Annotated in this window: 23 protein-coding genes and 2 tRNA genes; 6 read left to right on the top strand and 19 right to left on the bottom strand. The window is 61.1% G+C overall.

Annotation, left to right across the window (positions count from 1 at the left end; all coding sequences use genetic code 11):
- Nucleotides 1-36: 36 nt before the first annotated feature.
- The 9 genes from EL199_RS01920 to EL199_RS01885 form a co-directional block, all read right to left on the bottom strand.
- The gene (locus EL199_RS01920; protein WP_004140839.1) at nucleotides 37-570 is read right to left on the bottom strand and encodes a hypothetical protein; all 534 of its coding nucleotides are present in this window, start codon (nucleotides 568-570) and stop codon (nucleotides 37-39) included.
- 209 nt (nucleotides 571-779) lie between these two features.
- On the bottom strand, nucleotides 780-2,240 hold the full coding sequence (gene pyk, locus EL199_RS01915) for a pyruvate kinase (RefSeq protein ID WP_004140841.1): 1,461 nt from the start codon (nucleotides 2,238-2,240) through the stop codon (nucleotides 780-782).
- Nucleotides 2,237-2,827 (bottom strand): 5-formyltetrahydrofolate cyclo-ligase, encoded by a 591-nt coding sequence (locus tag EL199_RS01910; RefSeq protein ID WP_004140843.1) that lies wholly within the window; start codon nucleotides 2,825-2,827, stop codon nucleotides 2,237-2,239. The genes pyk and EL199_RS01910 overlap by 4 nt, the downstream gene beginning before the upstream one ends.
- A gap of 408 nt (nucleotides 2,828-3,235) precedes the next feature.
- Entirely contained in the window at nucleotides 3,236-4,639 is a 1,404-nt protein-coding gene (gene uxaC, locus EL199_RS01905) for a glucuronate isomerase (protein WP_004140847.1), read from the bottom strand.
- Nucleotides 4,640-4,687: 48 nt separating this feature from the next.
- Entirely contained in the window at nucleotides 4,688-4,861 is a 174-nt protein-coding gene (locus EL199_RS12765) for a hypothetical protein (protein ID WP_004140849.1), read from the bottom strand.
- A gap of 56 nt (nucleotides 4,862-4,917) precedes the next feature.
- The gene (locus EL199_RS01900; RefSeq protein WP_040355306.1) at nucleotides 4,918-5,454 is read right to left on the bottom strand and encodes an REP-associated tyrosine transposase; all 537 of its coding nucleotides are present in this window, start codon (nucleotides 5,452-5,454) and stop codon (nucleotides 4,918-4,920) included.
- Between the two features lie 521 nt (nucleotides 5,455-5,975).
- Entirely contained in the window at nucleotides 5,976-8,333 is a 2,358-nt protein-coding gene (locus EL199_RS01895; RefSeq protein WP_126315961.1) for a glycoside hydrolase family 31 protein, read from the bottom strand.
- Between the two features lie 3 nt (nucleotides 8,334-8,336).
- Nucleotides 8,337-9,644, bottom strand: coding sequence for a TRAP transporter large permease subunit (locus EL199_RS01890; RefSeq protein ID WP_040355309.1), 1,308 nt, complete (start codon nucleotides 9,642-9,644; stop codon nucleotides 8,337-8,339).
- A gap of 9 nt (nucleotides 9,645-9,653) precedes the next feature.
- Nucleotides 9,654-10,166 carry a TRAP transporter small permease gene (locus EL199_RS01885; protein WP_004140859.1) on the bottom strand — a complete coding sequence of 171 codons (513 nt, stop codon included), beginning with the start codon at nucleotides 10,164-10,166 and terminating at the stop codon, nucleotides 9,654-9,656.
- A gap of 175 nt (nucleotides 10,167-10,341) precedes the next feature.
- On the opposite strand from EL199_RS01885, the gene EL199_RS01880 reads away from it, so the two are divergent.
- A complete protein-coding gene (locus EL199_RS01880) occupies nucleotides 10,342-11,325 on the top strand; it encodes a TRAP transporter substrate-binding protein (protein ID WP_004140861.1) in 984 nt (327 codons plus the stop codon).
- 241 nt (nucleotides 11,326-11,566) lie between these two features.
- Complete coding sequence (locus EL199_RS01875) at nucleotides 11,567-12,322, top strand: FCD domain-containing protein (protein WP_004140863.1); 756 nt, start codon at nucleotides 11,567-11,569, stop codon at nucleotides 12,320-12,322.
- Between the two features lie 98 nt (nucleotides 12,323-12,420).
- Here EL199_RS01875 and EL199_RS01870 read toward each other — a convergent pair whose 3' ends face one another.
- Nucleotides 12,421-12,927 (bottom strand): hypothetical protein, encoded by a 507-nt coding sequence (locus EL199_RS01870; protein ID WP_232008324.1) that lies wholly within the window; start codon nucleotides 12,925-12,927, stop codon nucleotides 12,421-12,423.
- A gap of 65 nt (nucleotides 12,928-12,992) precedes the next feature.
- Between EL199_RS01870 and EL199_RS01865 the strand changes: the two genes are divergently transcribed.
- Nucleotides 12,993-14,318 (top strand): deoxyguanosinetriphosphate triphosphohydrolase, encoded by a 1,326-nt coding sequence (locus EL199_RS01865; RefSeq protein WP_004140867.1) that lies wholly within the window; start codon nucleotides 12,993-12,995, stop codon nucleotides 14,316-14,318.
- A 53-nt stretch (nucleotides 14,319-14,371) separates the two neighbouring features.
- On the top strand, nucleotides 14,372-14,965 hold the full coding sequence (gene pncA, locus EL199_RS01860) for a bifunctional nicotinamidase/pyrazinamidase (protein WP_004140869.1): 594 nt from the start codon (nucleotides 14,372-14,374) through the stop codon (nucleotides 14,963-14,965).
- A 176-nt stretch (nucleotides 14,966-15,141) separates the two neighbouring features.
- Here pncA and EL199_RS01855 read toward each other — a convergent pair whose 3' ends face one another.
- From EL199_RS01855 to EL199_RS01835, 5 genes are all read right to left on the bottom strand, one after another.
- Nucleotides 15,142-16,131, bottom strand: coding sequence for an NYN domain-containing protein (locus tag EL199_RS01855; RefSeq protein WP_004140872.1), 990 nt, complete (start codon nucleotides 16,129-16,131; stop codon nucleotides 15,142-15,144).
- Between the two features lie 115 nt (nucleotides 16,132-16,246).
- Nucleotides 16,247-18,253, bottom strand: a complete 2,007-nt coding sequence (ligA, locus tag EL199_RS01850; protein WP_004140874.1) for an NAD-dependent DNA ligase LigA — start codon at nucleotides 18,251-18,253, stop codon at nucleotides 16,247-16,249.
- 62 nt (nucleotides 18,254-18,315) lie between these two features.
- Nucleotides 18,316-19,044, bottom strand: coding sequence for a cell division protein ZipA C-terminal FtsZ-binding domain-containing protein (locus EL199_RS01845; RefSeq protein WP_004140876.1), 729 nt, complete (start codon nucleotides 19,042-19,044; stop codon nucleotides 18,316-18,318).
- Entirely contained in the window at nucleotides 19,041-19,508 is a 468-nt protein-coding gene (locus tag EL199_RS01840; protein ID WP_004140878.1) for a YcgN family cysteine cluster protein, read from the bottom strand. Before EL199_RS01840 ends, EL199_RS01845 begins: the two co-directional genes overlap by 4 nt.
- Nucleotides 19,509-20,171 (bottom strand): c-type cytochrome, encoded by a 663-nt coding sequence (locus EL199_RS01835; RefSeq protein ID WP_004140879.1) that lies wholly within the window; start codon nucleotides 20,169-20,171, stop codon nucleotides 19,509-19,511.
- An 81-nt stretch (nucleotides 20,172-20,252) separates the two neighbouring features.
- Here EL199_RS01835 and yihA point away from each other — a divergent pair, with 81 nt between their 5' ends.
- Nucleotides 20,253-20,867: a ribosome biogenesis GTP-binding protein YihA/YsxC gene (yihA, locus tag EL199_RS01830; RefSeq protein WP_004140881.1), complete on the top strand. Its 615-nt coding sequence runs from the start codon at nucleotides 20,253-20,255 to the stop codon at nucleotides 20,865-20,867.
- Nucleotides 20,857-21,621: a TSUP family transporter gene (locus EL199_RS01825; RefSeq protein ID WP_040355112.1), complete on the top strand. Its 765-nt coding sequence runs from the start codon at nucleotides 20,857-20,859 to the stop codon at nucleotides 21,619-21,621. Before yihA ends, EL199_RS01825 begins: the two co-directional genes overlap by 11 nt.
- On the opposite strand, the gene EL199_RS01820 is transcribed toward EL199_RS01825, so the two are convergent.
- The 4 genes from EL199_RS01820 to EL199_RS01805 all read right to left on the bottom strand — a co-directional run bounded on the left by EL199_RS01820 (nucleotide 21,618) and on the right by EL199_RS01805 (nucleotide 24,175).
- Entirely contained in the window at nucleotides 21,618-22,598 is a 981-nt protein-coding gene (locus EL199_RS01820; protein WP_004140886.1) for a polyprenyl synthetase family protein, read from the bottom strand. The two genes, EL199_RS01825 and EL199_RS01820, sit on opposite strands and share 4 nt — an antisense overlap.
- Before the next feature lie 107 nt (nucleotides 22,599-22,705).
- Nucleotides 22,706-22,781: transfer RNA gene (locus EL199_RS01815), tRNA-Asn, on the bottom strand.
- Between the two features lie 25 nt (nucleotides 22,782-22,806).
- A tRNA-Asn gene (locus tag EL199_RS01810) sits at nucleotides 22,807-22,882 on the bottom strand.
- Between the two features lie 75 nt (nucleotides 22,883-22,957).
- Entirely contained in the window at nucleotides 22,958-24,175 is a 1,218-nt protein-coding gene (locus EL199_RS01805) for a pyridoxal phosphate-dependent aminotransferase (RefSeq protein ID WP_004140887.1), read from the bottom strand.
- Nucleotides 24,176-24,362 lie beyond the last annotated feature (187 nt).

Genomic DNA, 24,362 nt, shown 5'->3' with positions numbered 1-24,362 from the left:
CGTGCAAACGGGGCGGTTTCTTTTTGCGCGCGGGGTTCAGCGGTATTTTTGCAGCGCGCTTGCGACTGCCGCGCGGTCGGGTTTATCGCCTTGGCGCGCTTGTTCTTTTTCCTCGATTTTTTTGAGGAAGTCGAAGCTGTTCACGCCGTCAATCTGGCTGCCCGGTTTGTGAATCGGCTGGTAGGGGTCGGCGCCTTTTTCCAGAAGCAGGGCGACGATTTCGGCGTCGTTAAAGAGTATGGCGGCGTTGAGCGGTTGCAGGCCGGCGATGTCCGGTTCGTTCAGGTCGCAGCCGTTGGCAATCGCCGTGCCGATGGCGATGCGCAACTCCGCCGCGTTGCTGCCGGGCAGGCCGCGCGAGGCGATGAGCGCATGGATGACGGGCAGGGTTTTGTCCTGGCCTTCGATTTTGATGTGGCACTCTTTGGCGTCGCTGTATTGCAGGCCTTCGATGGCAACGGGCGTGGCTTTTGCAGCGGGTTTGGCGGGTTCTGCGGGCGTCTGTTCGGCGGCGAAGGCGGTCGCGGCACAGAGGGCGATGATGAGGGGCAGGGTTTTGCGAAGGTTCATGGTTTGTCCGGGTGATGGTTGGTGATGAAAACGGGGTGAAGGTTTTAGCCTTCACCCCCCTGTGTTTTGTGGGTGTTGTTTGGGTTAGGGCGTGTTGACCATTCGTTGTAAACATCGTCGCTACGCGATTTTTTACACCCCCTCCCCGACCCTCCCCCGCTGCGGGCTTCGCCCTGCAGGGGAGGGAGATTCAAATTGCCAACAGCCTCCTAGCGCGTGCGGCGTACTTGCAGTTCGTCGGTGCCACCGCTGCTGCGCATGGAGCCGCTGGTGATGACGTAGAGGTCGCCGCTTTTCAGGTGGCGGCGCTGTACGAGGTATTCTTCGGCTTCGCGGATGGCTTCGTCGTGCTCTTTGCTGGTGTCCAGTCGTGCCGGGCGGACGCTGCGGTAGATGGACATTTTCCGCTGCACGGCGAGGCTCGGCGTCAGCGCGTGGATCGGCAGGTTGATGCCGAAACGACTGATTTGGAAGGCGGTGGTGCCGCTTTCGGTGAGGGCGACGATGGCTTTGGCGTGCAGCAGCAGTGCGGTGAAGACGGCGCTGTTGGCAATGCCCTGGTCGATGCGCTCAACCGGGATTTCGTCGAAGGTATGCTCAAACGGCAGGTCTTCTTGTGCCTGTTCGGCGGCGGCGCAGATTTGTGCCATGGTGCGCACGGTTTCAAACGGGTAGGCACCTGCGGCAGATTCGGCGCTGAGCATGACGGCGTCGGTGCCGTCCAGCACGGCGTTGGCGACGTCGGAGACTTCGGCGCGGGTCGGCACCGGGTTGGTGATCATGCTTTCCATCATTTGGGTGGCGGTGATGGAGAAGCGGCGCAGTTGGCGGGCGGTGCGGATGATGCGTTTTTGCAGGGCAGGTACGGCCGGGTTGCCCACTTCGACTGCGAGGTCGCCGCGCGCGACCATGACGCCGTCGCTGGCGAGGATGATTTCTTCGAGGTTTTCAATGGCTTCGACGCGCTCGATTTTGGCAATGAGGCCGGGCAGGATTTCGCCGCGGTCTTCGGCCTGGCTGACGAGCTGGCGCGCGAGCTCCATGTCGGCGGCGGATTTGACGAAGCTGACCGCGATGTAGTCCGCGCCGATAGCGACGGCGGTTTTCAAATCCTGATAGTCTTTTTCGGTGAGCGCTGGCGCGGTGAGGCCGCCGCCTTGTTTGTTGATGCCTTTTTTGGATTTGAGGACAGCGGGGTTCTGTACGGTGGTGTGGACTTCTTCGCCAATGACTTTATCAACTTTGAGGGTGAGCAGGCCGTCGTCCAGGAGCAGGATGTCGCCAGCTTTGACGTCTTTCGGCAGTTCGCGGTAGTCCAGGCCGACGCGCAGGTTTTTGCCTTCGCCTTCGTAGGCGGCGTCGAGGATGAGTTTGTCGCCGCGGGCGAGTTCCATTTTGCCGCCTTCGATGACGCCGACGCGGATTTTCGGGCCTTGCAGGTCGGCGACGATGGCGACTTCACGGCCAACGCGGCGGGAGGCTTCGCGTACTTTGCGGGCGTTTTCGCCGTGGAAGGCGGCGTCGCCGTGGCTGAAGTTGAAGCGCACGACGTTCAGGCCGACGCGGATCATGTGTTCGAGGGTTTCTTCGTCGCTGCTGGCCGGGCCGATGGTGGCGACGATTTTGGTGTGGTGGCTGATGCGCGTGAGGTCGCGATGTTCTTTGCTCATGGTTGCTCCTGTGGGTAGGTGTAAAGGGTTTCGCCGCTGGCGACGGCATCCAGCGGCACGTCCCAGGGTTGGCGCGGCAGGGTCGCAACGGCTTGACAAGGGTAAGCGATTCCGAGTAGCCACGGTTTGGCGGCCGGTATTTTACGCGCAAACGTGCGGTCATAAAACCCGCCGCCCATGCCGAGGCGGGTGCCGCGGGCGTCCCAGGCGACGAGCGGGGTGATGACGGCATCGAGCGCGAGCGCCTCCAGCGGGTCGCGGCAGGGCGGGGCGGGAATGCCGGCGGCGTCAGGCGCGAGGGGGGTGTCTTCTTTATAGGGCAGCCACAGTAGTGGCACGTTTTTGTCGCGCACATAAGGCAGATAGAGCGTATAACCCGCCTGCCACAGCGCACGGTTGAGCGGGGCGGTGTCAATTTCTTCCGGCATGGAGAGAAAGGTAGCGATGCGCCGGATGTCGTCGCGCGCGTGCAGCCAGTTGAGGACGGTGGCGGCGGTTGTTTCGCTTATTTGCTGGCGTTCGGCGGGCGGGACGGCACGGCGGGCGGCGCGGATGTCGCGGCGTAGTTGGTTGCGATCGGGGTTCATGGATGGGTTTGGGCAGGAGTGCGGGGGATTCTGGCAGATATTAAACGGGTTTTTAGGGGCTGTTTACAATTCGTTTTAAACGCCGCCGCTACGCGATTTTTCACACCCCCTCCCCCGCAGGGCGAAGCCCGCAGCAGGCGGGTACCCATGCAAAATGCGTCCGCATTTTGCATGGGGCCCGGGGAGGGAGTGGGCGATGTTGTTGATGAATCGAAATTCCGGTTTTTCAATTGATTGCTGCCCTCACCCCAACCCCTCTCTCTTGCTGCGCAAGCAATACTTGTCGCTGCGCGAGCTGTTCCAGTCCCAGAGGGCGAGGGGCTCGTTCGTCGAATTGTCAACAGCCCCTAAGCCCAAAGGGAAAATAGGAAAACCGCCAGAAACTGGCGGTTTTTTGTAGGTTGCGGTTTAGCTGCCGAAATACTGTGCGGCGTTGCCGTAGCAGATGTTTTCGACCATCGTGCCGAGCAGTTTCAGGTCGCGCGGTGCTTCGCCCGCCTCGACCCAGCCGCCGATGAGGTTGCAGAGGATGCGGCGGAAGTATTCGTGGCGGGTGTAGGAGAGGAAGCTGCGGCTGTCGGTGAGCATGCCGACGAAGGTGGAGAGGATGCCCATCTGCGCGTGCGTGGTCAGTTGTTCAATCATGCCGTTTTTTTGGTCGTTGAACCACCAGCCGGAGCCGTATTGCACTTTGCCGCGGATGCCTTCGCCCTGGTAGTTGCCGCACATGGTAGCGAGCAGGGCGTTGTCGCGCGGGTTGATGGTGTAGAGGATGGTTTTCGGCAGTTCGTTGGTTTTGTCCATCGCGTCCAAGAGGGCGGCGAGGTTGTCGGCAATGGGGCGGTCGCCGATGGAGTCGTAGCCGCTGTCTGCGCCGAGGCGGGCGTACATGCGGCTGTTGTTGTTGCGGATGGGGCCGATGTGCAGTTGCATGACCCAGCCGCGGCGGTGGTATTCGCGCCCCAGCCAGACGAGCAGCGCGCTCTGGAAACGGGCGATTTGGTTGTCGGTCAGCGGTTTGTCGTTGAAGCGCAGGGCGAGGATGGCATCCAGCGTTTGTTCGTCCGGGACGGCGGCGTAGCGCAGGATTTCCAGGCCGTGGTCGGAGGCGATGCAGCCGTGCGCGGCGAAGTGGTCGAGGCGTTGCGCGAGGGCGGCGGTCAGGTCGTGGAAACGGCGGATGGTGTAGCCGCTCGCCGCTTCGAGTTTTTGCAGGTAGTTGAGGTAGTCGCCGTGTTCGATTTTGAGCGCTTTGTCCGGGCGGAAGCTGGGACGGATGGCGATGTTAAAGGTCGGGTCGGCGGCGATGGCGGCGTGATGCGCGAGGTCGTCCACCGGGTCGTCGGTGGTGCCGACCATTTTGACGTTCATTTGTTCGAGGATGCCGCGCGCGGTGAAGGCGGGTTCGGCGAGGCGGGCGTTGGCTTCGTCCCAGACGCTTTGTGCGGTGTCGCCGTTTAGGAGGGTGGTGATGCCGAAGGGGCGTTTGAGTTCGAGGTGCGTCCAGTGGTAGAGCGGGTTGCCGATGAAGTGCGGCACGGCTTCGGCGTAGGTTTGGAATTTTTCGCGCGGGCTGGCGTTGCCGGTGATGAGGCGTTCGGCGATGCCGAGGGTGCGCAGGCCGCGCCATTTGTAGTGGTCGCCTTCAAGCCAGATGGCGGTGAGGTCGGCGAATTGGCGGTTCGCGGCGATGTCTGCCGGTGGCAGGTGGCAGTGGTAGTCGTAGATGGGTTGGTGTTTGGCGTGGTCGTGGTAGAGGACGCGCGCGGTGTCGTTGTGCAGGAGGAAGTCGTCGGTAAGGAAGGTTTGCATGGAGGGCTCCGGGGTTTTGGGGAAGGGTAGGGTGGGGCAAGCTCCACCCTACGGGGTTACGGCAGAAGATTTGCGCGCGGTGAGTGCTTGATCAAGCAGGGCGTATTCTTCGCGGTTTAGGCGCGCAATTTCTTCAGCAACGCCGGGTTGTGCCAGCAGTTGTGCTGTCAGTTCTTCATGGCTCAGGAGCTTGCCGTTTTTTTTGATGTGTTTATGTGGCATATGGTTTCTCCGGGCTGTAGGGTGGGGCTTGCCCCACCGTGGGTAAACGGGTTTTGTTATTCCGGGTAGAGGTTGCGGATGCCGGGTTCAATTTCACCGCCCCAGTCGGGTGGAAACAGACCTCGCTGTACGTCGCGATGGAACGATGTGTACGGCCAGTCAATGACGCGCCGGACGTAGCCATGTTTGACCGGGTTGTAGTAGGTGTAGAAAACGTGCCGCTGTAGGTCGGATTCGTCGCGGATGCGGTGTTCCCAGAAGCGCCGTTGCCAGATGCCTGTTTCTTGTTTGTTTTGTTGGCTCGGATTGGGGTTGCGGTAGTGCGCCGGGAGGCGGCGGCTGAAGGCGCTTTTCAGGGCGCTGATTCGCATGGAGTAGTTGTCGTCGTCTTCTGGGAGTTGCAGGATGGCGTGGAAGTGTTCGGGCAGGATGGTGATGGCGATGGTTTTGTAGGGGTAGCGGCTAGCGGTTTCCTGCCATGCTGTGCGAAATGCGGTGATGTGGCGGGTGAGCCAGTCGCAGCGGCGGTCTTGCAGGACGGCGGTGATGAAGTAGGTGCCGCCTTTGGTGTAGTCGCGACGGTAGTTTGGCATGGTGTTTCCGGTGCTGATGGCGGGTTTGTAGTGGGCAAGCCCACTGCGCAATTCAAATATGTTTTTCATGGTGGGGCAAGCCCCACCCTACGTGGTCGTCGCGATAGGTTCGCGTGTTGCCGGTTTTTCATGGTGGGGCAAGCCCCACCCTACGTGGTCGTCGCGATAGGTTCGCGTGTTGCCGGTTTTTCATGGTGGGGCAAGCCCCACCCTACGCGGTTGTCGCGATAGGTTCGCGTGTTGCCGGTTTTTCATGGTGGGGCAAGCCCCACCCTACGTGGTCGTCGCGATAGGTTCGCGTGCTGCCGGTTTTTTATGGTGGGGCAAGCCCCACCCTACGCGGTTGTCGCGATAGGTTCGCGTGCTGCCGGTTTTTCATGGTGGGGCAAGCCCCACCCTACGTGGTCGTCGCGATAGGTTCGCGTGTTGCCGGTTTTTTATGGTGGGGCAAGCCCCACCCTACGCGGTTGTCGCGATAGGTTCGCGTGCTGCCGGTTTTTTATGGTGGGGCTTGCCCTACGCTACGTTTGTTGTACGGCGAGGTTGCCGCTGATGATGAGGCGGCGGGTCTCATTCGGCGGCAGGGTGACGCGCAGGTTGTCGAGGTAGGCGGGTTGGTAGTCGCCGCTCGCGTCGAGGCGCAGGTAGAGTTCGTCGCCGTGGCCGTGCAGGCGCCAGTGTAGTTGCCAGTGTTCGCCGTCTGCGGCGGTGCCGTTGTCGTCGTAGAGGGTGCCTTCGCTTTTTTCGTTGCCTTTGGCCGGGTAGAGGCGCAGGGTGCGTTCGGTATCGGTGGCGGGGCTGTCGGCGTGCATGAGCGCGCCTTCGGCGATGATGCTGCCCGCGCGCACGAATAAGGGCAGACGCTCCAAGGGGGCTTGCACGCGGATGGTTTGTCCGCCGCTGTGGTACTCGCCGCTGTGGTAGTCGTACCAGCCGAGGGTGTTGTCCGGCAGGTAGATGTCGCGTGCGCGCATGCCGGGCGCGGTGACGGGGCAGACGAGGAGGTCGCGGCCGATCAGGTAGTCGTCGGTGTCGGCGTAGGTGGCCTCATCATGTTCGTGGTCGAGGAAGGTCGGGCGGACGATGGCTTCGTCTTGGGTTGCTGCCTGCCACAGCAGGGTGTAGAGGTAGGGGATGAGGCGGTAACGCAGGCGGATGGCGTCGCGCACTGCGGCGGTGATGGATGGGTGCATCCACGGTTCGTTGACGGTGTGGTCGTCGTTCCAGGAGTGGATGGTAAAGCGCGGCAGGAGCAGCGCGCTTTGGATCCAGCGCAGGAAGAGTTCGGCGTCGGGTTTTGGCCCGGCGAAGCCGCCGATGTCGTGGCCGATGTGGTACATGCCGGAGAGGCTCATGCCCGCGGCCATGCGGATGTTCCATTTGAGGGTGTGCCAGCTGGTGCGGTTGTCGCCGCTCCAGGTTTGGACGTAGCGTTGTAGGCCGGGGCAGCCGCTGCGCGAGATGAGGTAGGGGCGTTCGTGCGGGTTGTGTTCGCGTTGCGCCCGCCAGGAGTTTTGCATCATGAGCAGCGGCATCAGCGGGCGGATGTGGCGGATGGCGATGGGTGTGCCGAAGCCGTGGCAGCGTGCGTCGCCGTCCCAGATTTCGTATTCGTTGTTGTCGTTCCAGGTTGAGCCGATGCCGAGGTCGAGTAGTTGTGCTTTGACGTTGTCGCGCCACCATTGTCCGGTTGCCGGGTTGGTGAAGTCGAGGTGTGAGCCTTCGGCGTCCCAGAACATGGAGGTTTCTGGCGCGCCGCTGTCGCTGTCTTGCACGAACAGGTTTTTTGCGGCGGCTTCGCGGTAACGCGGGTGGTCGTGCAGCAGGCAGGGTTTGATGTTGGCGGCGAGGCGGATGCCCGCATCGCGGAAGGTTTGGGCGAGTGCTTTCGGGTCGGGGATTTTGTCGCGGTTCCAGTTAAAGACGTAGCGTTTGCCGTTGATGCTGGTGTAGCCGGAGGAGAGTTGGAAGCTGTCGCAGGGGATGGCGTGTTCGCGGCACAGCGCGATGAATTTTTGTAGTTGTTGTTGGGCGTCCGGGGCGTCGGTGTAGCTCATGGTGGAGCCGGAGTAGCCGAGGCTCCATTTGGGCGGGAAGGTGTTTTTGCCGGTCAGGTGCAGGAAGCGTTTGGTGACGGCGGCGATGTTTTCGCCGTGGATGAGGTAGTAGTCGAGGTCGCCGCCTTCGGCGTGGTAGCTGCGGTAGCGCGGGTGGTAGTTGTCGATTTCGTTGCCCATGTTGAAGCGGGCGGTGTTGAGGTTGTCGTAGAACACGCCGTAGTGCGCCCCCGCCGCGCTGCGTACTTGGTAGTACGGCCAGTGTTTGTAGAGCGGGTCGGTGGTTTCGGCGTTGTAGCCGAGCGCGTCGAGGCTGCGCATTTGGTATTTTTTGCCGCTGCGGTCGATGGTGCCCGCTTTTTCGCCGAGGCCGTAATAGCGGTCGCGGTCGTCATGCGTCATGTAGTGGGCGATGTCATCGCGGCGGCGGCCGAGTTCGTAGGCGCCGGTCGGGCGGTCGGCGGCAAGCGGCTGCCATGCGCCGTGTTCTAACGCTTCCCAGATGAGTTGTAGCGGGCGGCGGATGTGCAGGCGCAGGCGGCTACCGCTGACGGTGAGACCGTCGGCGGTTTCGCTGATGGTAACGGGCGGGCAGGTAAAGCCGTCGCGGCTCGCGCGCGGGCGACCGGTCTCGCCGTTGGGGGTGGCTGGCGGCGAGATGAGCCAGGTTCGGTCCAGCGCTGTCTCGCCGTTTTTTTGTAGCCAGACGCGCCAGATGTCGTCTTCCAGTACGATGATGTGCAGCAGGTGGCGGTCTTCGACGCTGAGGGTGATGCCGTCCGGGTTTTCGTGGTCAAGCGTCCAGTTTTTGAGGGTTTGCATGGTTTAGCCTCCGTAGCCCATCAGCAGTTGCGGCAGGAAGAGCGAGATTTTCGGGATGAAGGTGACGAGCAGCAGGGTGATGATCATCGCGATGTACATCGGCAGCATGTAGGGGATGACTTGCGCCAGCCGCACTTTGCCCACCGAGCAGCCGACGAAGAGGCAACTGCCGACCGGCGGGGTGACGATGCCCATACAGAGGTTGAAGGTCATCATCACGCCGAAATGCACCGGGTCAACGCCGAGCGACTCGGCAATCGGCAGGAAGATCGGGGTGAAGATGAGGATGGCCGGGGTCATGTCCATGAAGAAGCCGACGATGAGCAAAATCAGGTTGATGGTCAGCAGGATGATGACTTTGTTCTCGGAGAGAGCGAGGATGGCTTCTTCGATGATGATGGGGATGTCGGCGTTGGCCATTGCCCAGCTCATGCCGGAGGAGCAGCCGATGAGCAGCATGACGATGGCGTTGGTCACCATGGAATCCAAAAAAATTTTCGGCAGGTCTTTGATCTTGATTTCGCGATAGACGACGACCGCAAGGAAGAGCGCATAGACGACCGCAATCGCCGAGCCTTCGGTGGCGGTGAAGGTGCCTTTGACGATACCGCCGATGACGATGATGATGAGCGACAGCGGCAGGATGGCTTGCAGGAAAGCGCCAACGGCGGCGTTGAGCGGCACGCGCTCGTTCACCGGCAGTTTCTTGCGCCAAGCGATGACACCGGCGACGACCATGATGCCCAGTCCCATCAGGATGCCGGGCAGATAACCGGCGAGGAAGAGGGCGGCGACGGAGGTGCCGCCGGAAATCGTCGAATAGACGATAAAGGTGTTACTCGGCGGAATCAGCAGGCCGGTCGGGCAGGAAGCGATATTGACCGCCGCCGCATAGCCGGGGTCGTAACCCGCCTTGCGCTCCATCTCGCCCATCGTGCCGCCGACGGCTGCTGCTGCGGCGACTGCCGAGCCGGAAATCGAGCCGAAGAGCATGTTGGCGATGACGTTGCAATGCGCGAGCGCGCCGGGCAGCCGTCCCGCCAGCACCAGCGCCAGATTGATGAGGCGCATGGCGATGCCGCCGCGGTTCATGATGTTCCCGGCGAGGATGAAGAACGGCAGCGCCAGCAGGGCGAAGCTGTCCAGCGCGGTAATCATCTTCTGCGCGGAGACGAACATCGCGTTGTCAAACGGCAGCGACAGCAGCACCGTCGCAATCGTCGCCAGGCCGATGGAAATCGACACCGGCACGCTCAAAAACATCAGCAGGAAAAAAACGCCAAAGAGGACGACAATACTCAACAATTCCATGGACATGGCTCAACCCTCCCGCTTCAATTCATCAACAACTGCCACCAGCGAGAAAAACACCAGCAGCGCCCCGGCAAGCGGCACGACCAGATAGACATAGCCCATCGGCACCTGCAACGCGGGCGTCACCTGCGCGTTGGCAAACGTCTTGGCGGTGAGCAGGCAGCCGCCATAAATCATCACCAGCGTGGCGAACAACATGATGCAGCACTCAATGACCAGATTCAGCGCGCGTTTCGCGCCGCCCTTGAGCTTGATGGCGAGCAAATCAATCGCCAGATGCTGCTTCAGCGCCGACGCCTGCGTCGCGCCCAAAAGCCCGACCCACATAAAAATAAAACGCGCCAGCTCGTCAGTCACCGTGCTCGGCGTGCTGGTGACATAGCGCGAGGCCACCTGCCACACCACACACGCGACCAGCGCGAACGCCAGCACCGTCAAAACAAAACCATTGACCCTTTGCACCCACAAAGCAAGCGCATCCAGCCGCGAACGCGGCAACACAGACGGAGTTTCAGACATGGCAGGTTCTCCCAGATAAAAGAAAAAAGAAGCGGGGCGCAACGCGCGACAAATGCAGTTTAACCAGTCTTGAATAATTGGTCAACCAGAGCTTGACATTGGTCGAGTAGCGCGGCAATATACACCTATCACCATTTCATCACCTGAATTTCACAACACTTCACCGGAGAATCACATGAAGAACCTCAAAAAAGCCCTGCTCGCCGCAGCCGTCGCCTCACTTGCCTTCAGTGCGCAAGCCGCCGTCACCCTCAAACTGAGCCATAACCAAAGCAAAGAAATCCCCGTTCACAAAGCGATGGAAGCCTTCGCCGACAAAGTGAAGGAATACACCAACGGCGAAGTCAAAATCCGCATCTACCCCAACGCCCAGCTCGGCACACAGCGCGAATCCGTTGAACTCGTACAAAGCGGCGGCTTGGCGCTGGCGAAAAGCAACGCCGCCGAACTCGAAGCATTTGAGCCGCTCTACGGCGTCTTCAACCTGCCCTACATCTTTAAAAACGAACAGCACTACTACGACGTGCTCACCAGCGACATTGGTGATGAAGTATTGAATGCCTCCAAAGACAAAGGCTTCATCGGCGTCACCTACTACGACGCGGGCAGCCGCTCCTTCTACGCCGGCAAAGCCATCAAAACCCCGGACGACCTCAAAGGCATGAAAATCCGCGTCCAGCCCAGCCCGACCGCAGTGAAAATGGTCGAACTGCTCGGCGCCAACCCGACCCCCATCGCCTTTGGCGAACTCTACACCGCGCTGCAACAAGGCGTCGTGGACGGCGCGGAAAACAACGAATCCGCACTGGTCGACAACCGCCACGGCGAAGTCTCAAAATTCTACAGCTACGACCGCCACACCATGATTCCCGACGTCCTCGTCATGAGCACTAAAGACTGGGACAAACTCACCCCGGAACAACAACAGGCCATCAAAAAAGCCGGACGCGAATCCATGATGCTGCAAAAACAACTCTGGGCGGAAAACACCGAAAAAGTCATCAAAGAAGCCAAAGAAAAACTGGGCGTGACCTTCGTTGAAGACGTTGATACCGCCGCATTCGCCGCCAAAGTCCTGCCGATGCACGAAGAAGCCACCAAAGCCTCGCCGCAGGCCGCCGACCTCATCAAACGCATCAAAGAAAAAGCGCCGAAATAACCTGACCGCGTAGGGTGGGGCTTGCCCACCGCAGCCGGAATACTCGCGCAGGGCAGTTAAGGAAAAAACCTAACTGCCCGTTTTCATTACAAGGTGGTTTGCCAGTTTTCCCGCGCGGCGTACAATAACTGCCGTTTTACATACCGACCGCTGCGAAGCGCTGATCGCGCGGATGCGTGCCGACAACCCGCTGCTCATCACCGACCTGCGCCGCACAAAAAACTACATCTGACCTGCAACCATGACCCAAATTGCTACCAGCCGCCGTTATCCCGAAGTTGCCGCCGAACTGCGCCAAATCATCCAGCGCGGCGGCTTTAGCGTCGGCGACAAAATGCCCGCCGAACGCCAACTTGCCGAACAACTCGACGTCAGCCGCGCGCTTTTGCGCGAAGCGCTCATCATGCTGGAAATCCAGGGACTCGTCGAAGTGCGGCAAGGCTCAGGCGTGTACATCACCCGCCTGCCCGATGACGGCACACCGAAAACCGACGACAGCGACATCGGCCCGTTTGAACTCATGCAAGCGCGGCAAGTGCTGGAAAGCAGCATCGCCGAAGTCGCCGCGCTGACCGTCACCAAAGCCGACATCGACGCGCTGCAACGCATCCTGCAAATCCAGGAACAAGAAGCGCGCGATGGCATCACCGACTACAGCAGCGACGAACAATTCCACCTGCGCGTCGCCCAGGCGACACAAAACAGCGTGCTGGCAGAAAGCGTCAACCGCCTCTGGCTGCAACGCCGCGCCAGCCCGATGTGGGAACAACTGCACCGCCACATCACCCACACCACCTACTGGCAGCGCTGGCTGGAAGACCACCGCGTCATCCTCAACGCCTTGAAGCGCAAAGACCCGGTCGCCGCGCGCCACGCCATGTGGCAACACCTGGAAAACGTGCGCCAAACCCTGCTCGCGCTCTCGGACGTGGACGCGCCTGAATTCGACGGCTATCTGTTCCAGAGCCTGCCGATTAACATCCCGCCAGCACAATAAAACCCAAAACCAAGCGTAGGGTGGGGCTTGCCCCACCATGAAAAAACTACGCCGCCCATAAAAAAACCGCCAACTCTGGCGGTTTTTTTGAATGCCCATCAGCGGGTCAGCGTAATCGGATTTTGCCGCCACATGGCAATCAGGCAGGTGTGTACCGTAATCAACATCTCAATAAACGTGACACCAATCATCGCCCCTAAAAACGCGGTGAGAATCCAATAATGATTCGGCGGCAAGGTTTGCACCAGCGGCAAATACTTCGGCGCGAGCAGCCAGAAACAAAGCCCTGCCAACAACAACGAATACGTAAAAATATCGCCCAAAATATCGGCGAAACATTCGCGCGGATGCTCATAACCGGAAGACTTGTTCGCCGTCCACACCGACCAGCCCAAATAAACGGCGGCGAATGCCAACAAAACAAAAGCGAGCGACAAATCCGTCAGGCGCATAAAACCGACGACAAAACCGGCAAGCGTCAACAACACACCAAGGCGGAAAAAAGACCTGAATAAAGTAAACATAAAAACCTCCGTGGGAAAACCGCCATTTAACACGAATCGGCCAGGCAACGCCAACGACCAAACCGCCATCTCGGCAACCACTTGAGCCGGTTGCCATTCCTCGCGGCAAATGCGCTAGAATCGGCGCTTTCCCCACGGACACCCACATGAACTGGACGCAACTGCTCTCCACCTACCGCATCGGCCAGGCCGCCTGCCCCGAACCCTCGGTGCGCTCCGATTTCCAGCGCGATGGCGACCGCCTCATCTTCTCCGCCGCCTTCCGCCGCATGAAAGACAAAACGCAAGTCTTCCCGCTGGAAAAAAACGACTACGTCCGCACCCGCCTCACCCACTCGCTCGAAGTCTCCTGCGTCGGCCGCAGCCTCGGCAGCAGCGTCGGCACCTGGCTACTGGAAAAAAATCCCGAACTGGCGCGGCACAACATCCACGCCGCCGACATCGGCGACATCGTTGCCGCCGCCTGCCTCGCGCACGACATCGGCAACCCGCCCTTCGGCCACTTCGGCGAACAGGCGATGCGCGACTACTTCCAAAGCACAGAAGCGGGCAACATCCTCGAACGCCTTGACAACGACGCGCAGCGCGCCGACCTGCTCAACATCGAAGGCAATGCGCAAGGCTTCCGCATCACCAACCGCCTCGAAAGCCCGGACAACCACGGTGGCCTGCGCCTGACCGCCGCGACCCTGGCGGCGGCGAGCAAATACCCCGCCACCGCCTACAAAAACCCCTACAAAAAGAACGGCGTCTATCAGGACGACCTCGAAGACTTCGCCGCCATCTACCGGGCGCTTGGCATCCCGCCGCGTGGCGACAGTGGCCAGGCATGGCAGCGCCACCCGCTCTCCTACCTGATGGAAGCGGCGGACGACATCTGCTACCTCATCGTGGACATCGAAGACGCCTACCAAATCCGGCAAATCGAACACCGCACCGCCTACGAACTGCTCGCCGACCTCGCGGGCGACATGGCCGATGGCGCCCGCCTTGCCGCGATGGACAGCAAAAGCGACCAGCTCGCCTACCTGCGTGCCAAAGCCATTGGCCGCCTGGTGCACGAAACCGTCGCCGTCTTTCAAGAAAACGAAGCGGCGCTGCTCGCCGGCGCGCGCGACGAACCGCTGCTGAAAACCATCCCGTCCATCGACAAACTCGCCGCCCTGCGCGCCTACGCCGAAAAACACATCTACATCAGCCGCCCGGTGGTAGAAGTACAAATCGCCGGACACCGCGTCCTGACGGGGCTGATGCAAACCTACTGCCAGGCGGTCGCCAACACCCACGGCCGCGACCACCACGCGCGCGCCGACCAGATGATTCTCGCGCTCTTGCCCGAGCGCTACCAAAAAGGCCGCGACACCCTCTACCGCAAACTGCTCGGCGTCTGCGACTACATCGCGGGGATGACCGACAGCTACGCCGTCTCGCTCTACAAAAAACTCACCGGCATCAGCCTGCCAGTGAATTGAGCGGCCGACAATCAGCGCTTTCCCCCACACACCATGCACAACCGGAGAAACCTATGCGTGCCCTACTGCTCATCGACATCCAAAACGACTTCATGCCCGGCGGCGCTTTAGCCGTCGCCGATGGCGATGCGATTATCGCCCCCGTCAATGCCCTCATGGACGACTACCCGCTGATTGTCGCCACACAAGACTGGCATCCGGCCGGACACGAAAGTTTCGCCAGCGCCCATCCCGGCAAACAGCCGTTTGACAACATCACCCTGCACGGCCTCGCGCAAACCCTGTGGCCGGAACACTGCATTGCGGGCAGCGATGGCGCCGCGCTGCATCCGGCGCTGGATACGCGCCGCATCGCCGCCATCTTCCGCAAAGGCATGGATAAACACACCGACAGCTACAGCGCCTTCTGCGACAACGGCCAGCGCCACAACACCCAACTCGCCGCCTGGCTGCACGCCTGCGGGGTGACGGATATTGATGTTGCAGGGCTTGCCGCCGACTATTGCGTCTATTACAGCATCAAGGACGCGCTCGCCGCCGGATTCCGCGTCCGCCTAATAGAAAACGCGACCCGCGCGATAGATGCCGCCGGTTATGCGGCGAAAAAAGCGGAATTGTTGCAGCATCCGGCGTTTGCGGTCGTTTGAATCATGCCGCTATATAACAATCCTCCGAAAACCTCATACGGTGTTTCGTGACTGGGTGCACCCTATGGCGTTGTTTTCAGTTCGTAGGTTGGGTTAGCGCGTAGCGCATAACCCAACAACCGCGAGGCATCCAGATAGCAAAAAAAACAGGGCGCTTTTGGCGCCCTGCTTTTGCTTCAGACCTTTTCCGGCGAGACCGGCGGCGTCATCCGCACGCTGTCGCCCTGGATTTCCAGATTGTGCACGGTTTCCAGCAAGGCCATAAAGCTGGCAAAACCGTATTCCTTATACGACCAGCGCGGCGCGAGGTATTTTTCCAGCGCCGGTATCTTTACCCAGCCTTCTTTGTTCTGGAATTTGGGCAGGGCGTCGTTGCTGAGGAGTTTAATCAGCTCGCTGTAGGGGATTTTGCGGCAGTACATGCGGCTGGCGTCGTCGTGGCGGAATTGCAGGCCGCCCAGCGCTTTGAGCATGGAGGAGAGTTTGCCGTAGCCGTAGCTGCGGGTATCAAAATCCGGCTGGGTCTGGCTGAGATAGGTGCCGATTTGCCCGACGAATGCCCAGCCGGTGCTTTCGTCGGTGCTGTCTTTCACCGCCTTGTAAAGCAGGCTGCGCAGCGTGCCATCCAGCGTTTTGCGCAGCGGCGAGGCCGATTTTTCGCCGCTCGCCACAGGCGGGGTTGCGCTGGTTTCCGCAGCGGGTTTGTCGGCGCCGGCCGCTTCGTCTTGCAGGTTTTCGAGGTAGATGAAGCGGTCGCAGGACTGGCGGAAGGCTTCCGGGGTATTGCGCTTGCCAAAGCCGTACACAGTCAGACCACGGGAACGAATGTGATTGGCGAGCGGGGTGAAATCGCTGTCGCTGGAGACGAGGCAAAAGCCGTCGAAGATACCGCTGTAGAGCAGTTCCATGGCGTCAATGATAAGGCACATGTCGGTCGCGTCCTTGCCTGTGGTGTAGGCGAATTGCTGTACCGGGACGAGCGCGTGCTTGAGCAGCACGTCTTTTTTCCAGCCTTGCGGTTCGGGGCGGCTCCAGTCGCCGTAGATGCGCTTGACGCTGGCGATACCGTATTTGGCGATTTCGGCGAAGAGGCCGCTAACGGCGCTGGCGGAGGCATTGTCGGCATCAATGAGGACGGCGAGCTTATGCGGTTTTTCAGGGTTCATGTGTTTTCCTTTTTGTCGGTAATGCCGGGAATTTCCATAGCGGTTGTAAGCGTGCGCCGCGAGGGCGCGGATGTTGAATGGGGATGTTCGGTGAAGCGGTGGGGCAAGCCCCACCCTACGGCTCCAACCACGCCAGCAGTTGCGCCTCGTCAATGATGGCGACGCCGAGCGACTGCGCCTTTTCCAGCTTGCTCCCTGCCTTGTCGCCTGCGAGCAGGTAGTCGGTTTTTTTCGAGACGGCGCTCGCGGTTTTGCCGCCGAGGCGGGCGATGTGCGCCGCGGCTTCGTCGCGCGTCATTGTCGGCAGGGTACCGGTGATGACTACCGTCTTGCCGGCGAGCGGGCTGTCGGCGGCAATCACCGGCGCTTCGACGACGGGCCAATGGATGCCCGCCGCTTGCAGCGCGGCAATCACCGCGCGGTTGGCGTCGTCCAGGAAGAAGTGGCGGATGTACTGCGCCATCACCGGGCCGATGCCGTCAATGGCTTGCAGGTCGTCTTCGCTGGCGGCGAGCAGCGCGGGCAGTTCGCGGTAGTGGCGCGCGAGCAGTTCGGCGCTGACGTTGCCCACTTCGCGGATGCCGAGCGCGTAGATGAAGCGCGGCAGGGTGGTCGCCTTCGCCGCTTCCAGCGCCGCCAAGATGTTTTGCGCCGATTTTTCCGCCATGCGCGGCAGCGCCGCCCAATCCGCAAGGGTGAGGGCAAAGAGGTCGGCGGGGCTATGCACGCGCCCGTCCTGCACCAGTTGCTCTATCAGCTTGTCGCCCAGTCCCTGGATGTCCAGCGCCTTGCGCGAGGCGAAGTGAATCAGCGCCTGCACCCGCTGCGCGCGGCAATGCAGCCCGCCGGAGCAGCGCGCCACCGCCTCGCCTTCGGGGCGGATGATTTCGGATTCGCACACCGGGCAATGCGTCGGCATGGCAAACGGCTGACTGTCCGCCGGGCGCGCCTCCAGTACGGTTTTGACGATTTCCGGGATGACGTCACCCGCGCGGCGCACGAAGACGGTATCGCCGACGCGCACGTCCTTGCGCGCCACTTCGTCGGCGTTGTGCAGGGTGGCGTTGGTGACGGTTACGCCGCCGACTTCCACCGGGCGCAGCCGCGCCACCGGGGTAACGGCGCCGGTGCGGCCAACCTGCACGTCAATCGCCTCCACCACGGTGGTTTTCTCCACCGCCGGGAATTTCCAGGCAATCGCCCAGCGCGGCGCGCGCGAGACGAAGCCCGCCGCCTGCTGGTCGGCGTAGCGGTCGGCCTTGTACACGACGCCGTCGATTTCATAGGGCAGGTCGTGCCGCTTCTTGCCGAGCGCGTCCATGTAGGCGACGGCGGCGGCCGCGCTGCTGAGGCTTTCTTGCAGCGGGCAGACCGGCACGCCCCAGTCGCGGTATTGCGCGAGCAGGGCGCTGTACGTGGCGGGCAGGGCGTAGCCGTCGTGCGCGCCGAGGCCGTAGGCATAAAAACTCAAATGGCGGCTGGCGGTAATCGCGGGGTCGAGCTGGCGCAGACTGCCGGCGGCGGCGTTGCGCGGGTTGGCAAACGTCTTGCCGCCGTCGCGCTCTGCTGCAGCGTTCAACGCGGCAAAGGCGGCCTTCGGCATATAAATCTCGCCGCGAATTTCGATGACGGCAGGCGGCGTGGCATCGAGCAGGCGCAGCGGAATGGCGCGGATGGTGCGTACATTGGCGGTCACGTCCTCGCCGGTCGCGCCATCGCCACGGGTCGCCGCGCGGGTGAGGACACCATTTTCATAACGCAGGCTGATGGCAAGGCCGTCGAACTTCGGCTCGGCGGAAAGCAGCAGCTCATCATGGTCAAGCCGCTCCTGCAAGCGCTTGACGAAGGCGGCAAATTCCTCTTCGCTGAAGACGTTATCCAGCGACAGCATCGGCACGGCGTGCGCCACCGGGGCAAAAGCGCCATCTGCCTTGCCGCCAACGCGCTGGCTGGGCGAATCGGCGGGGACGGGTTCGCCGCTCGCGGCTTCAAGCGCGCGCAGCTCGCGCAGCAGCGCGTCGTATTCGGCGTCGGCAATCAGCGGATTATCAAGGACGTAGTAGGCGTGGTCGTGCGCACGGATTTCTTCGCGCAGGGCGGCAAGGCGGGTGGTGTCGGTCATGGTGGGGAAGGGCGGGCAATATAGACGCTACCGCCCGCAGATGCGGGCGGTGTGTGGAAAAGTCAGCTCTGGCGGCGCAGCCAGTTGAGGTATTCAAGCTCGTAGGCTTCGACGCTTTTGCGCAGGCGTTCGAGGTCGCGCTCGTTTAGCGGGCGGCGGTTGTGGTCGCTCAGTTTGCCGCCGCAGTTCTCGCTCATTTCGTGGGCAAGCGCGATGTAGGTTTCCCAGTCTTCCACCGGCTTTTGGCTGACCGGCAGTTGCAGCACGAGCAGCAAGCCTTCGTAGCTCGCGTCGCGGCTGTCGAGCTGCTCCGGGAAGGTCGGCGGGCGGCGGACGTTGAGCAGGGTGCAGAAGATTTCTTGTCCGCCAGCGGTGAGCAGTTCGTAGGTGTGGTTGGGCGAGTATTGCAGGCCGAAGTTCTGCACGAGGCGGGCGACGGTTTTGCCGCTGAAGGGCTGTCCCTGCGGTGCCATGATGGTGAGGGGGATGAGGTGCTCCGGCGGTTTGCCGCGCGGCTTGGGCGGTTCGGGCGCTTTGCCGCCGCTGAAGAAGCCGGGATTCAAACGGCTGGTTTTGTGCATTTCGACGCCGCCCGCTTCAAAGTCGGTAACGCCGTCATCCGGCAGACCGATGCCGCTGTCCAGGCTGGAACTGCGGTAGCGCGGGTGGCCGTCGTGGCGGTCGCGTTCGCGCCGCCGGTTGCGCCGGATGGCAAGCGCGGTAACGGCGATGACGAGGATGATGAGGATGGCAGCGGTGATGCGCAGTATGAGTACGGATGGGTTGGTCATGGTTCCTGGTCTCCTTCTCCGAGTATGTCTTCTAGTCGATAGAGCAGATGGTCATCAATGGCGTGGCCGTCAGCTTCGCTCAGGGCGAAGTGGCGCACGCTGCGGTAGCGGCGGTGCACTTCCTGCCGGTCGCCGCAGATGAGGTAGTGCCAGGGCGGCAGATTTTTGCCTTCTGCCCGCAGGCGGTAGGCACAGGTTGGCGGCAGCCAGCTGTATTCGTGGCGTTTCATTTCCCGCAGCGAGAGGCAGTCCGGGACGTGTTGCTGGCGGCAGGGATAGTCGCGGCAACGCCCGGTTTTGATGTCCAGCAGTTTGCAAGCAACACGGGAGAAGTACACTTCTCCCGTATCAATGTCTTCCATTTTGTTCAGGCAGCACAGTCCGCATCCGTCGCAGAGGGCTTCCCATTGTTTGTCGGAGAGGCGGTGTAGCGGCTGGCGCCACCACTGCTCGTCGTTACGCAATCAATGCAGCCCCTGCATGTAGCGCGCCACCGCTTCGATTTGTTTCGGTGTCAGTTTTTCGGCGACGTCGCGCATCATGCCGTTCGGATCATTGGCGCGCACGACCAGCGATGCGCGGTCGGTTTCGCTCGCCTGTTGGTCAATCAGTGCCGAGGTGCGGAAGGCATCCAGCTGGGTGCGGGTGTATTTGGCGTGCTGGCCGGAGATGCGCGGGAAGGCGGCCGGTTCGATGCCCGCGCCGGTCGGGCCGTGGCAGGCCATGCAGGCAGGGACGTTTTTGCTCATGTCGCCACCGCGGTAAAGCGCTTCGCCCAGGGCGAGCAGTTCTTCGGGGTTGTCGCCCGCGCCTTCGGTGGTCGCCTGCGGCGGGGTTTGGGCGGCGAAGTAGGCGGCAACGTTCACGATGTCTTCGTCAGAAAGCATGCCTGCCTGCGGCTGCATGACCATGTTCGGACGCTCGCCGCTTTTGAAATCTTTGAGTTGTTTTTCAATGTATTTTTGCCCCTGTCCGGCCAATGACGGCCAGTCCGGGTTGGCGCTGACGCCGCCGGGGCCGTGGCAGGCGACGCATACCATCGCCTTTTCTTCCCCGGCCTTGAGGTCTGCCGCCTGCGCCCAGACAGCGATGCTGCCCAATAGAATTGTCACAATGCCTTTTTTCATGACTTGCTCCGCAAGATTTTTCTTTTGTTGTTTGCTGGATGCCTGATATATTCAGGTGAATTTTCCCGCATTTTACTAAAGATGAATAACCGTTACCAGCAGGCCAGCTTTGCCTTTTCCGCCAACCGCGAGGATCAACTCGCCGCCGATGCGCGCATCGAAATCGCCTTCGCCGGGCGTTCCAACGCCGGTAAATCCAGCGCGTTAAATACGCTCACCAATCAAAAAGCGCTGGCGCGGGTGTCACGCACGCCGGGGCGGACGCAGCTCATCAATTATTTCGCGTTACCGGAGGCGGGTTGTTATCTGGTGGATTTGCCGGGCTATGGTTATGCCGAGGTGCCGGAGCAGATGCGCGCGCATTGGCAGGCGCTGTTGGGGCGCTATTTGCTGACGCGCGCGGTGCTGCGCGGTATTGTCCTCTTAATGGATATCCGCCATCCGATGAAGGACTTGGATATCCGTATGCTGGAATGCTGCGCCGAGCGGCAGTTGCCCGCGCATATTCTTTTGACCAAGGCGGACAAGCTCAGTCGCGGCGCGGCGGGCAAGCAGTTGCAGGCGGTACGCGGCGAGCTGGCCAACTGGCACGCGCCGTTTTCCGTGCAGATGTTTTCCAGTCTGAAAAAGGAAGGGCTGCCCGCGCTGGTGGCGCAACTGGATCAGTGGATGGCGGGAGATGACGATGCTTGCTGAACTGCCGTTCTGGATTCTCGCACTGCTGACGCTGGTCGGCATCGTTGCCGGTTTCGTGGATACCCTCGCGGGTGGCGGCGGCATGCTGACCATTCCCTCGCTGCTGCTCGCCGGGCTGCCGCCGGACGCGGCGCTCGCCACCAACAAGTTGCAAGGAAGCTGCGGCACGCTGCTGGCGACGTGGTATTTCGTCAAACGCGGGCAAATCCAGTTCCGCCGCCTGTTGCCGGGCATCGCCGCCTGCGCGCTCGGCGCCGCTTGCGGCACGCTGACGGTGCAATATCTGCCGAAAGAAGCGCTGCAACAGGCGCTGCCGTTGCTGTTGGCGGTGGTCGCGCTGATTTTTATCTTTATGCCGTCGCTTGGCTCGGTAGCGCGTGAGGCGCGGTTGCCATACGGAAAATTCGCCCTCGCGGCGGCGCTGCCCATCGGTTTTTACGACGGTTTTCTCGGGCCCGGCACCGGCAGTTTCTTCATGCTGGCGCTGATTTCCCTGCGCGGTTACACCCTGCAGAATGCGACGATTGAAGCGAAAGCCTACAACGCGACCACCAATCTGGTCTCGCTGCTGGTTTTCCTCATCGGTGGGAAAATCGTCTGGCTGGCGGGGGTTGCGATGGCCGTCGGACAAATCCTCGGCGCGCGTCTCGCCGCCGGGCTGATTATCAGCAAGGGAAACCGATTGATACGCCCGGCGGTGATTGCCATGTCGCTCATCATGAGCGCGGTGTTGGCGCACCGTTATTGGTTTTAGCGCTCGCGTTCGGTGGTGCGTTGCGCCAGCGAAAAAAGCGCGTCCTTGTAGGCGCTGTCAGGGAATGCGGTCAACGCCTGCACCGCTTCATGGGCAAGGCGTTCCGCCGCTTGACGGCTATAGGGCAGGGCGTCGGTTGCCTGCAGGAGGGCGATGACTTCGCCAATCGCCTCGCGGTCGCCCGCTTCGATGATGTCGCGCAGGCGTTGTTTTCCTGCGGCGGGGAGTTGCTGTTGCGCGCGGATGAGCGGCAAGGTCGGTTTGCCTTCGGCGAGGTCGTCGCCGAGTGATTTGCCGATGAGCGCTTCGTCGCCAGTGTAGTCGAGCAGATCGTCCATGATTTGAAAGGCCATGCCGAGTTTGCGGCCGTACACGGCGAGCTGTTCGCTGCGCGCTTCGGGAAGGCCAGCAAGCAGTCCGGCGGTTTTGCAGGCGGCGGCAAACAGTACGGCGGTTTTGAGTTCGATGACGCGGTAGTAGCGCGGCTCGTCCACGTCCGGGTCGTGCATGTTGCCGAGCTGCATGACTTCGCCCGCCGCGATGAGGTTGACCGCATCGGCCATCATCGCGATGACGGCGCTGTTGCCGGTGCGCACCATCAGCTGGAAGGCGCGGGTGTAGAGGAAGTCGCCCACGAGGACGCTGGCGGCGTTGCCGAAGGCGATATTGGCAGAGGGTTTGCCGCGGCGCAGCGCCGATTCATCGACGACGTCATCATGCAGCAGGGTGGCGTTGTGGATGAATTCGATGAAGGCGGCGGCGGTAATGGCGTGTTCGCCGCGGTAGTCGCAGAGGCCGCAGCTCAGCAGGGTCAGGAGCGGGCGGAAGCGCTTGCCGCCGTCGCCGATGGCGTATTGCATCACCAGTTCTGCCAGCGGGACTTCGGACTGCATTTCCGCGCGCATCAGCGCTTCGGTCGCCTGCATATCCTGCTGCACCAGTTGCCGTATCGCCTCGTCGCTCAATCGCTTGCTCATGGGGGTGTTGGATTTCCTGAATGTAAAGAGGCGCTATTGTAGCGGATAGGTTTTTTCTGCGGGCAAGAAAAAACGCCCGTAATGGGCGTTTTTTGGAATTCTGGGTTTGGCTCCCGGAGACGGGCTCGAACCGCCGACCCAGTGATTAACAGTCACTTGCTCTACCGACTGAGCTATCCGGGAATAGTCGTGTTTGTCTTCCTCAATTTGGCTCCCGGAGACGGGCTCGAACCGCCGACCCAGTGATTAACAGTCACTTGCTCTACCGACTGAGCTATCCGGGATTGGAATTGAGGCGGCGAATTCTAAGGAGATTGGCAGTGGTCGTCAAGGCGGGCTTTTGCTTTTTTTACAATGCGCTATTTTTGCTGGTAAGTTTTCAAAAAATCGGCGACTTTGTCTAATGCGCTGCTGAGATCGTCCTTGTATTGCAGGAAGACGACGCGGAAATGGTCGGGCGCGTGCCAGTTGAAGGCGCGACCGTGGACGAGGAGGATTTGTTTGCTGCGCAGCAGGTCAAGGATGAAGCGCTCGTCGTTGCGGATGTTGAAGCGCTCGACGTCAATTTTGACGAAGCCGTAGAGTGCGCCCATCGGTTTGGTCATGGAGAGACCGGGGATGGCGTTGATTTTCTGCCAGGCGAGGTCGCGCTGTTCGCGCAGACGTCCGCCAGGGCGGGTGAGGTCGTAGATGCTTTGGTAGCCGCCGAGCGCAGTCTGGATGGTGTATTGTGCCGGCACGTTGGCGCAGAGGCGCATGGATGACAGCATTTCCAGTCCTTCGAGGTAGCCGCGCGCGATTTCCAGGTTGCCAGAGAGGATCATCCAGCCGGAGCGGAAACCGGCCGCGCGGTAGGCTTTGGACATGCCGTTGAAGGTGACGCACAGGGTGCTTTCGACCAGCGTGGCAATCGGGATGTGTTTGGCGTCTTCGTAGAGGATTTTGTCGTAGATTTCATCGGCGAAGATGACCAGTCCGTGTTCTTCGGCGATGGCGACGATTTCGCGCAGGATTTCTTCGCTATAGACCGCACCGGTGGGGTTGTTCGGGTTGATGAGGACGATGCCTTTGGTGTTGGCGCTGACTTTGGCGCGGATGTCTTCGATAGACGGGTTCCAGCCGTTTTCCTCGTCGCAGAGGTAGTGCACTGCTTTGCCGCCGGAGAGGTTGATGGCGGCGGTCCACAGCGGGTAGTCCGGCATCGGCAGCAGGACTTCGTCGCCGCTGTCCAAGAGCGCTTGCATCGCCATCACGATGAGTTCGGAGACGCCGTTGCCGAGGATGATGTCATCAACGGTCACGCCCTTGATACCGAGGCGCTGGGTTTCGTGCATTACTGCTTTGCGCGCGGCAAAGACGCCTTTGGATTCGCTGTAACCCTGCGCTTTGGAGAGGTTGGCGATGAGGTCTTCGCGCACTTCGTCCGGCGCGTTAAAGCCGAACGGTGCCGGGTTGCCGATGTTGAGTTTGACGATGTCGTAGCCCTGACGTTCCATGCGCATCGCTTCCGCCAGCACAGGGCCGCGAATGTCGTAGCAGACGTTGTCCAGCTTGTGCGATTTGCCGATTTTGCGCATGGGGTTCTCCGGTGGAATGGGCGAAATGAAGGCGGCAATATACGCTCAAGCGGTGCTTTCGGCAATGTGGTTTTGCGGCGGCTGGCGGGCGTTTACATACACCTGAGCGTTCATCGTGATATATATTTTTTTGCCGGAATGCAGGCAAGAAAAAACACGCCTTAAGCGTGTTTCAAAATGCGGGCAG

Source organism: Cardiobacterium hominis, assembly GCF_900637305.1.
Taxonomy (GTDB): Bacteria; Pseudomonadota; Gammaproteobacteria; order Cardiobacteriales; family Cardiobacteriaceae; genus Cardiobacterium; species Cardiobacterium hominis.
The sequence above is the reverse complement of the archived record's forward strand: the minus strand, read 5'-3'. Positions and strand labels throughout refer to the sequence as shown.

Excerpts from the sequence above, each read along its gene's own strand:
- EL199_RS01920 (WP_004140839.1), bottom strand. The coding sequence starts at position 570 with ATGAACCTTCGCAAAACCCTGCCCCTCATCATCGCCCTCTGTGCCGCG.
- pyk (WP_004140841.1), bottom strand. The coding sequence starts at position 2,240 with ATGAGCAAAGAACATCGCGACCTCACGCGCATCAGCCACCACACCAAA.
- EL199_RS01910 (WP_004140843.1), bottom strand. The coding sequence starts at position 2,827 with ATGAACCCCGATCGCAACCAACTACGCCGCGACATCCGCGCCGCCCGC.
- uxaC (WP_004140847.1), bottom strand. The coding sequence starts at position 4,639 with ATGCAAACCTTCCTTACCGACGACTTCCTCCTGCACAACGACACCGCG.
- EL199_RS12765 (WP_004140849.1), bottom strand. The coding sequence starts at position 4,861 with ATGCCACATAAACACATCAAAAAAAACGGCAAGCTCCTGAGCCATGAA.
- EL199_RS01900 (WP_040355306.1), bottom strand. The coding sequence starts at position 5,454 with ATGCCAAACTACCGTCGCGACTACACCAAAGGCGGCACCTACTTCATC.
- EL199_RS01895 (WP_126315961.1), bottom strand. The coding sequence starts at position 8,333 with ATGCAAACCCTCAAAAACTGGACGCTTGACCACGAAAACCCGGACGGC.
- EL199_RS01890 (WP_040355309.1), bottom strand. The coding sequence starts at position 9,644 with ATGGAATTGTTGAGTATTGTCGTCCTCTTTGGCGTTTTTTTCCTGCTG.
- EL199_RS01885 (WP_004140859.1), bottom strand. The coding sequence starts at position 10,166 with ATGTCTGAAACTCCGTCTGTGTTGCCGCGTTCGCGGCTGGATGCGCTT.
- EL199_RS01880 (WP_004140861.1), top strand. The coding sequence starts at position 10,342 with ATGAAGAACCTCAAAAAAGCCCTGCTCGCCGCAGCCGTCGCCTCACTT.
- EL199_RS01875 (WP_004140863.1), top strand. The coding sequence starts at position 11,567 with ATGACCCAAATTGCTACCAGCCGCCGTTATCCCGAAGTTGCCGCCGAA.
- EL199_RS01865 (WP_004140867.1), top strand. The coding sequence starts at position 12,993 with ATGAACTGGACGCAACTGCTCTCCACCTACCGCATCGGCCAGGCCGCC.
- pncA (WP_004140869.1), top strand. The coding sequence starts at position 14,372 with ATGCGTGCCCTACTGCTCATCGACATCCAAAACGACTTCATGCCCGGC.
- EL199_RS01855 (WP_004140872.1), bottom strand. The coding sequence starts at position 16,131 with ATGAACCCTGAAAAACCGCATAAGCTCGCCGTCCTCATTGATGCCGAC.
- ligA (WP_004140874.1), bottom strand. The coding sequence starts at position 18,253 with ATGACCGACACCACCCGCCTTGCCGCCCTGCGCGAAGAAATCCGTGCG.
- EL199_RS01845 (WP_004140876.1), bottom strand. The coding sequence starts at position 19,044 with ATGACCAACCCATCCGTACTCATACTGCGCATCACCGCTGCCATCCTC.
- EL199_RS01835 (WP_004140879.1), bottom strand. The coding sequence starts at position 20,171 with ATGAAAAAAGGCATTGTGACAATTCTATTGGGCAGCATCGCTGTCTGG.
- yihA (WP_004140881.1), top strand. The coding sequence starts at position 20,253 with ATGAATAACCGTTACCAGCAGGCCAGCTTTGCCTTTTCCGCCAACCGC.
- EL199_RS01825 (WP_040355112.1), top strand. The coding sequence starts at position 20,857 with ATGCTTGCTGAACTGCCGTTCTGGATTCTCGCACTGCTGACGCTGGTC.
- EL199_RS01820 (WP_004140886.1), bottom strand. The coding sequence starts at position 22,598 with ATGAGCAAGCGATTGAGCGACGAGGCGATACGGCAACTGGTGCAGCAG.
- EL199_RS01805 (WP_004140887.1), bottom strand. The coding sequence starts at position 24,175 with ATGCGCAAAATCGGCAAATCGCACAAGCTGGACAACGTCTGCTACGAC.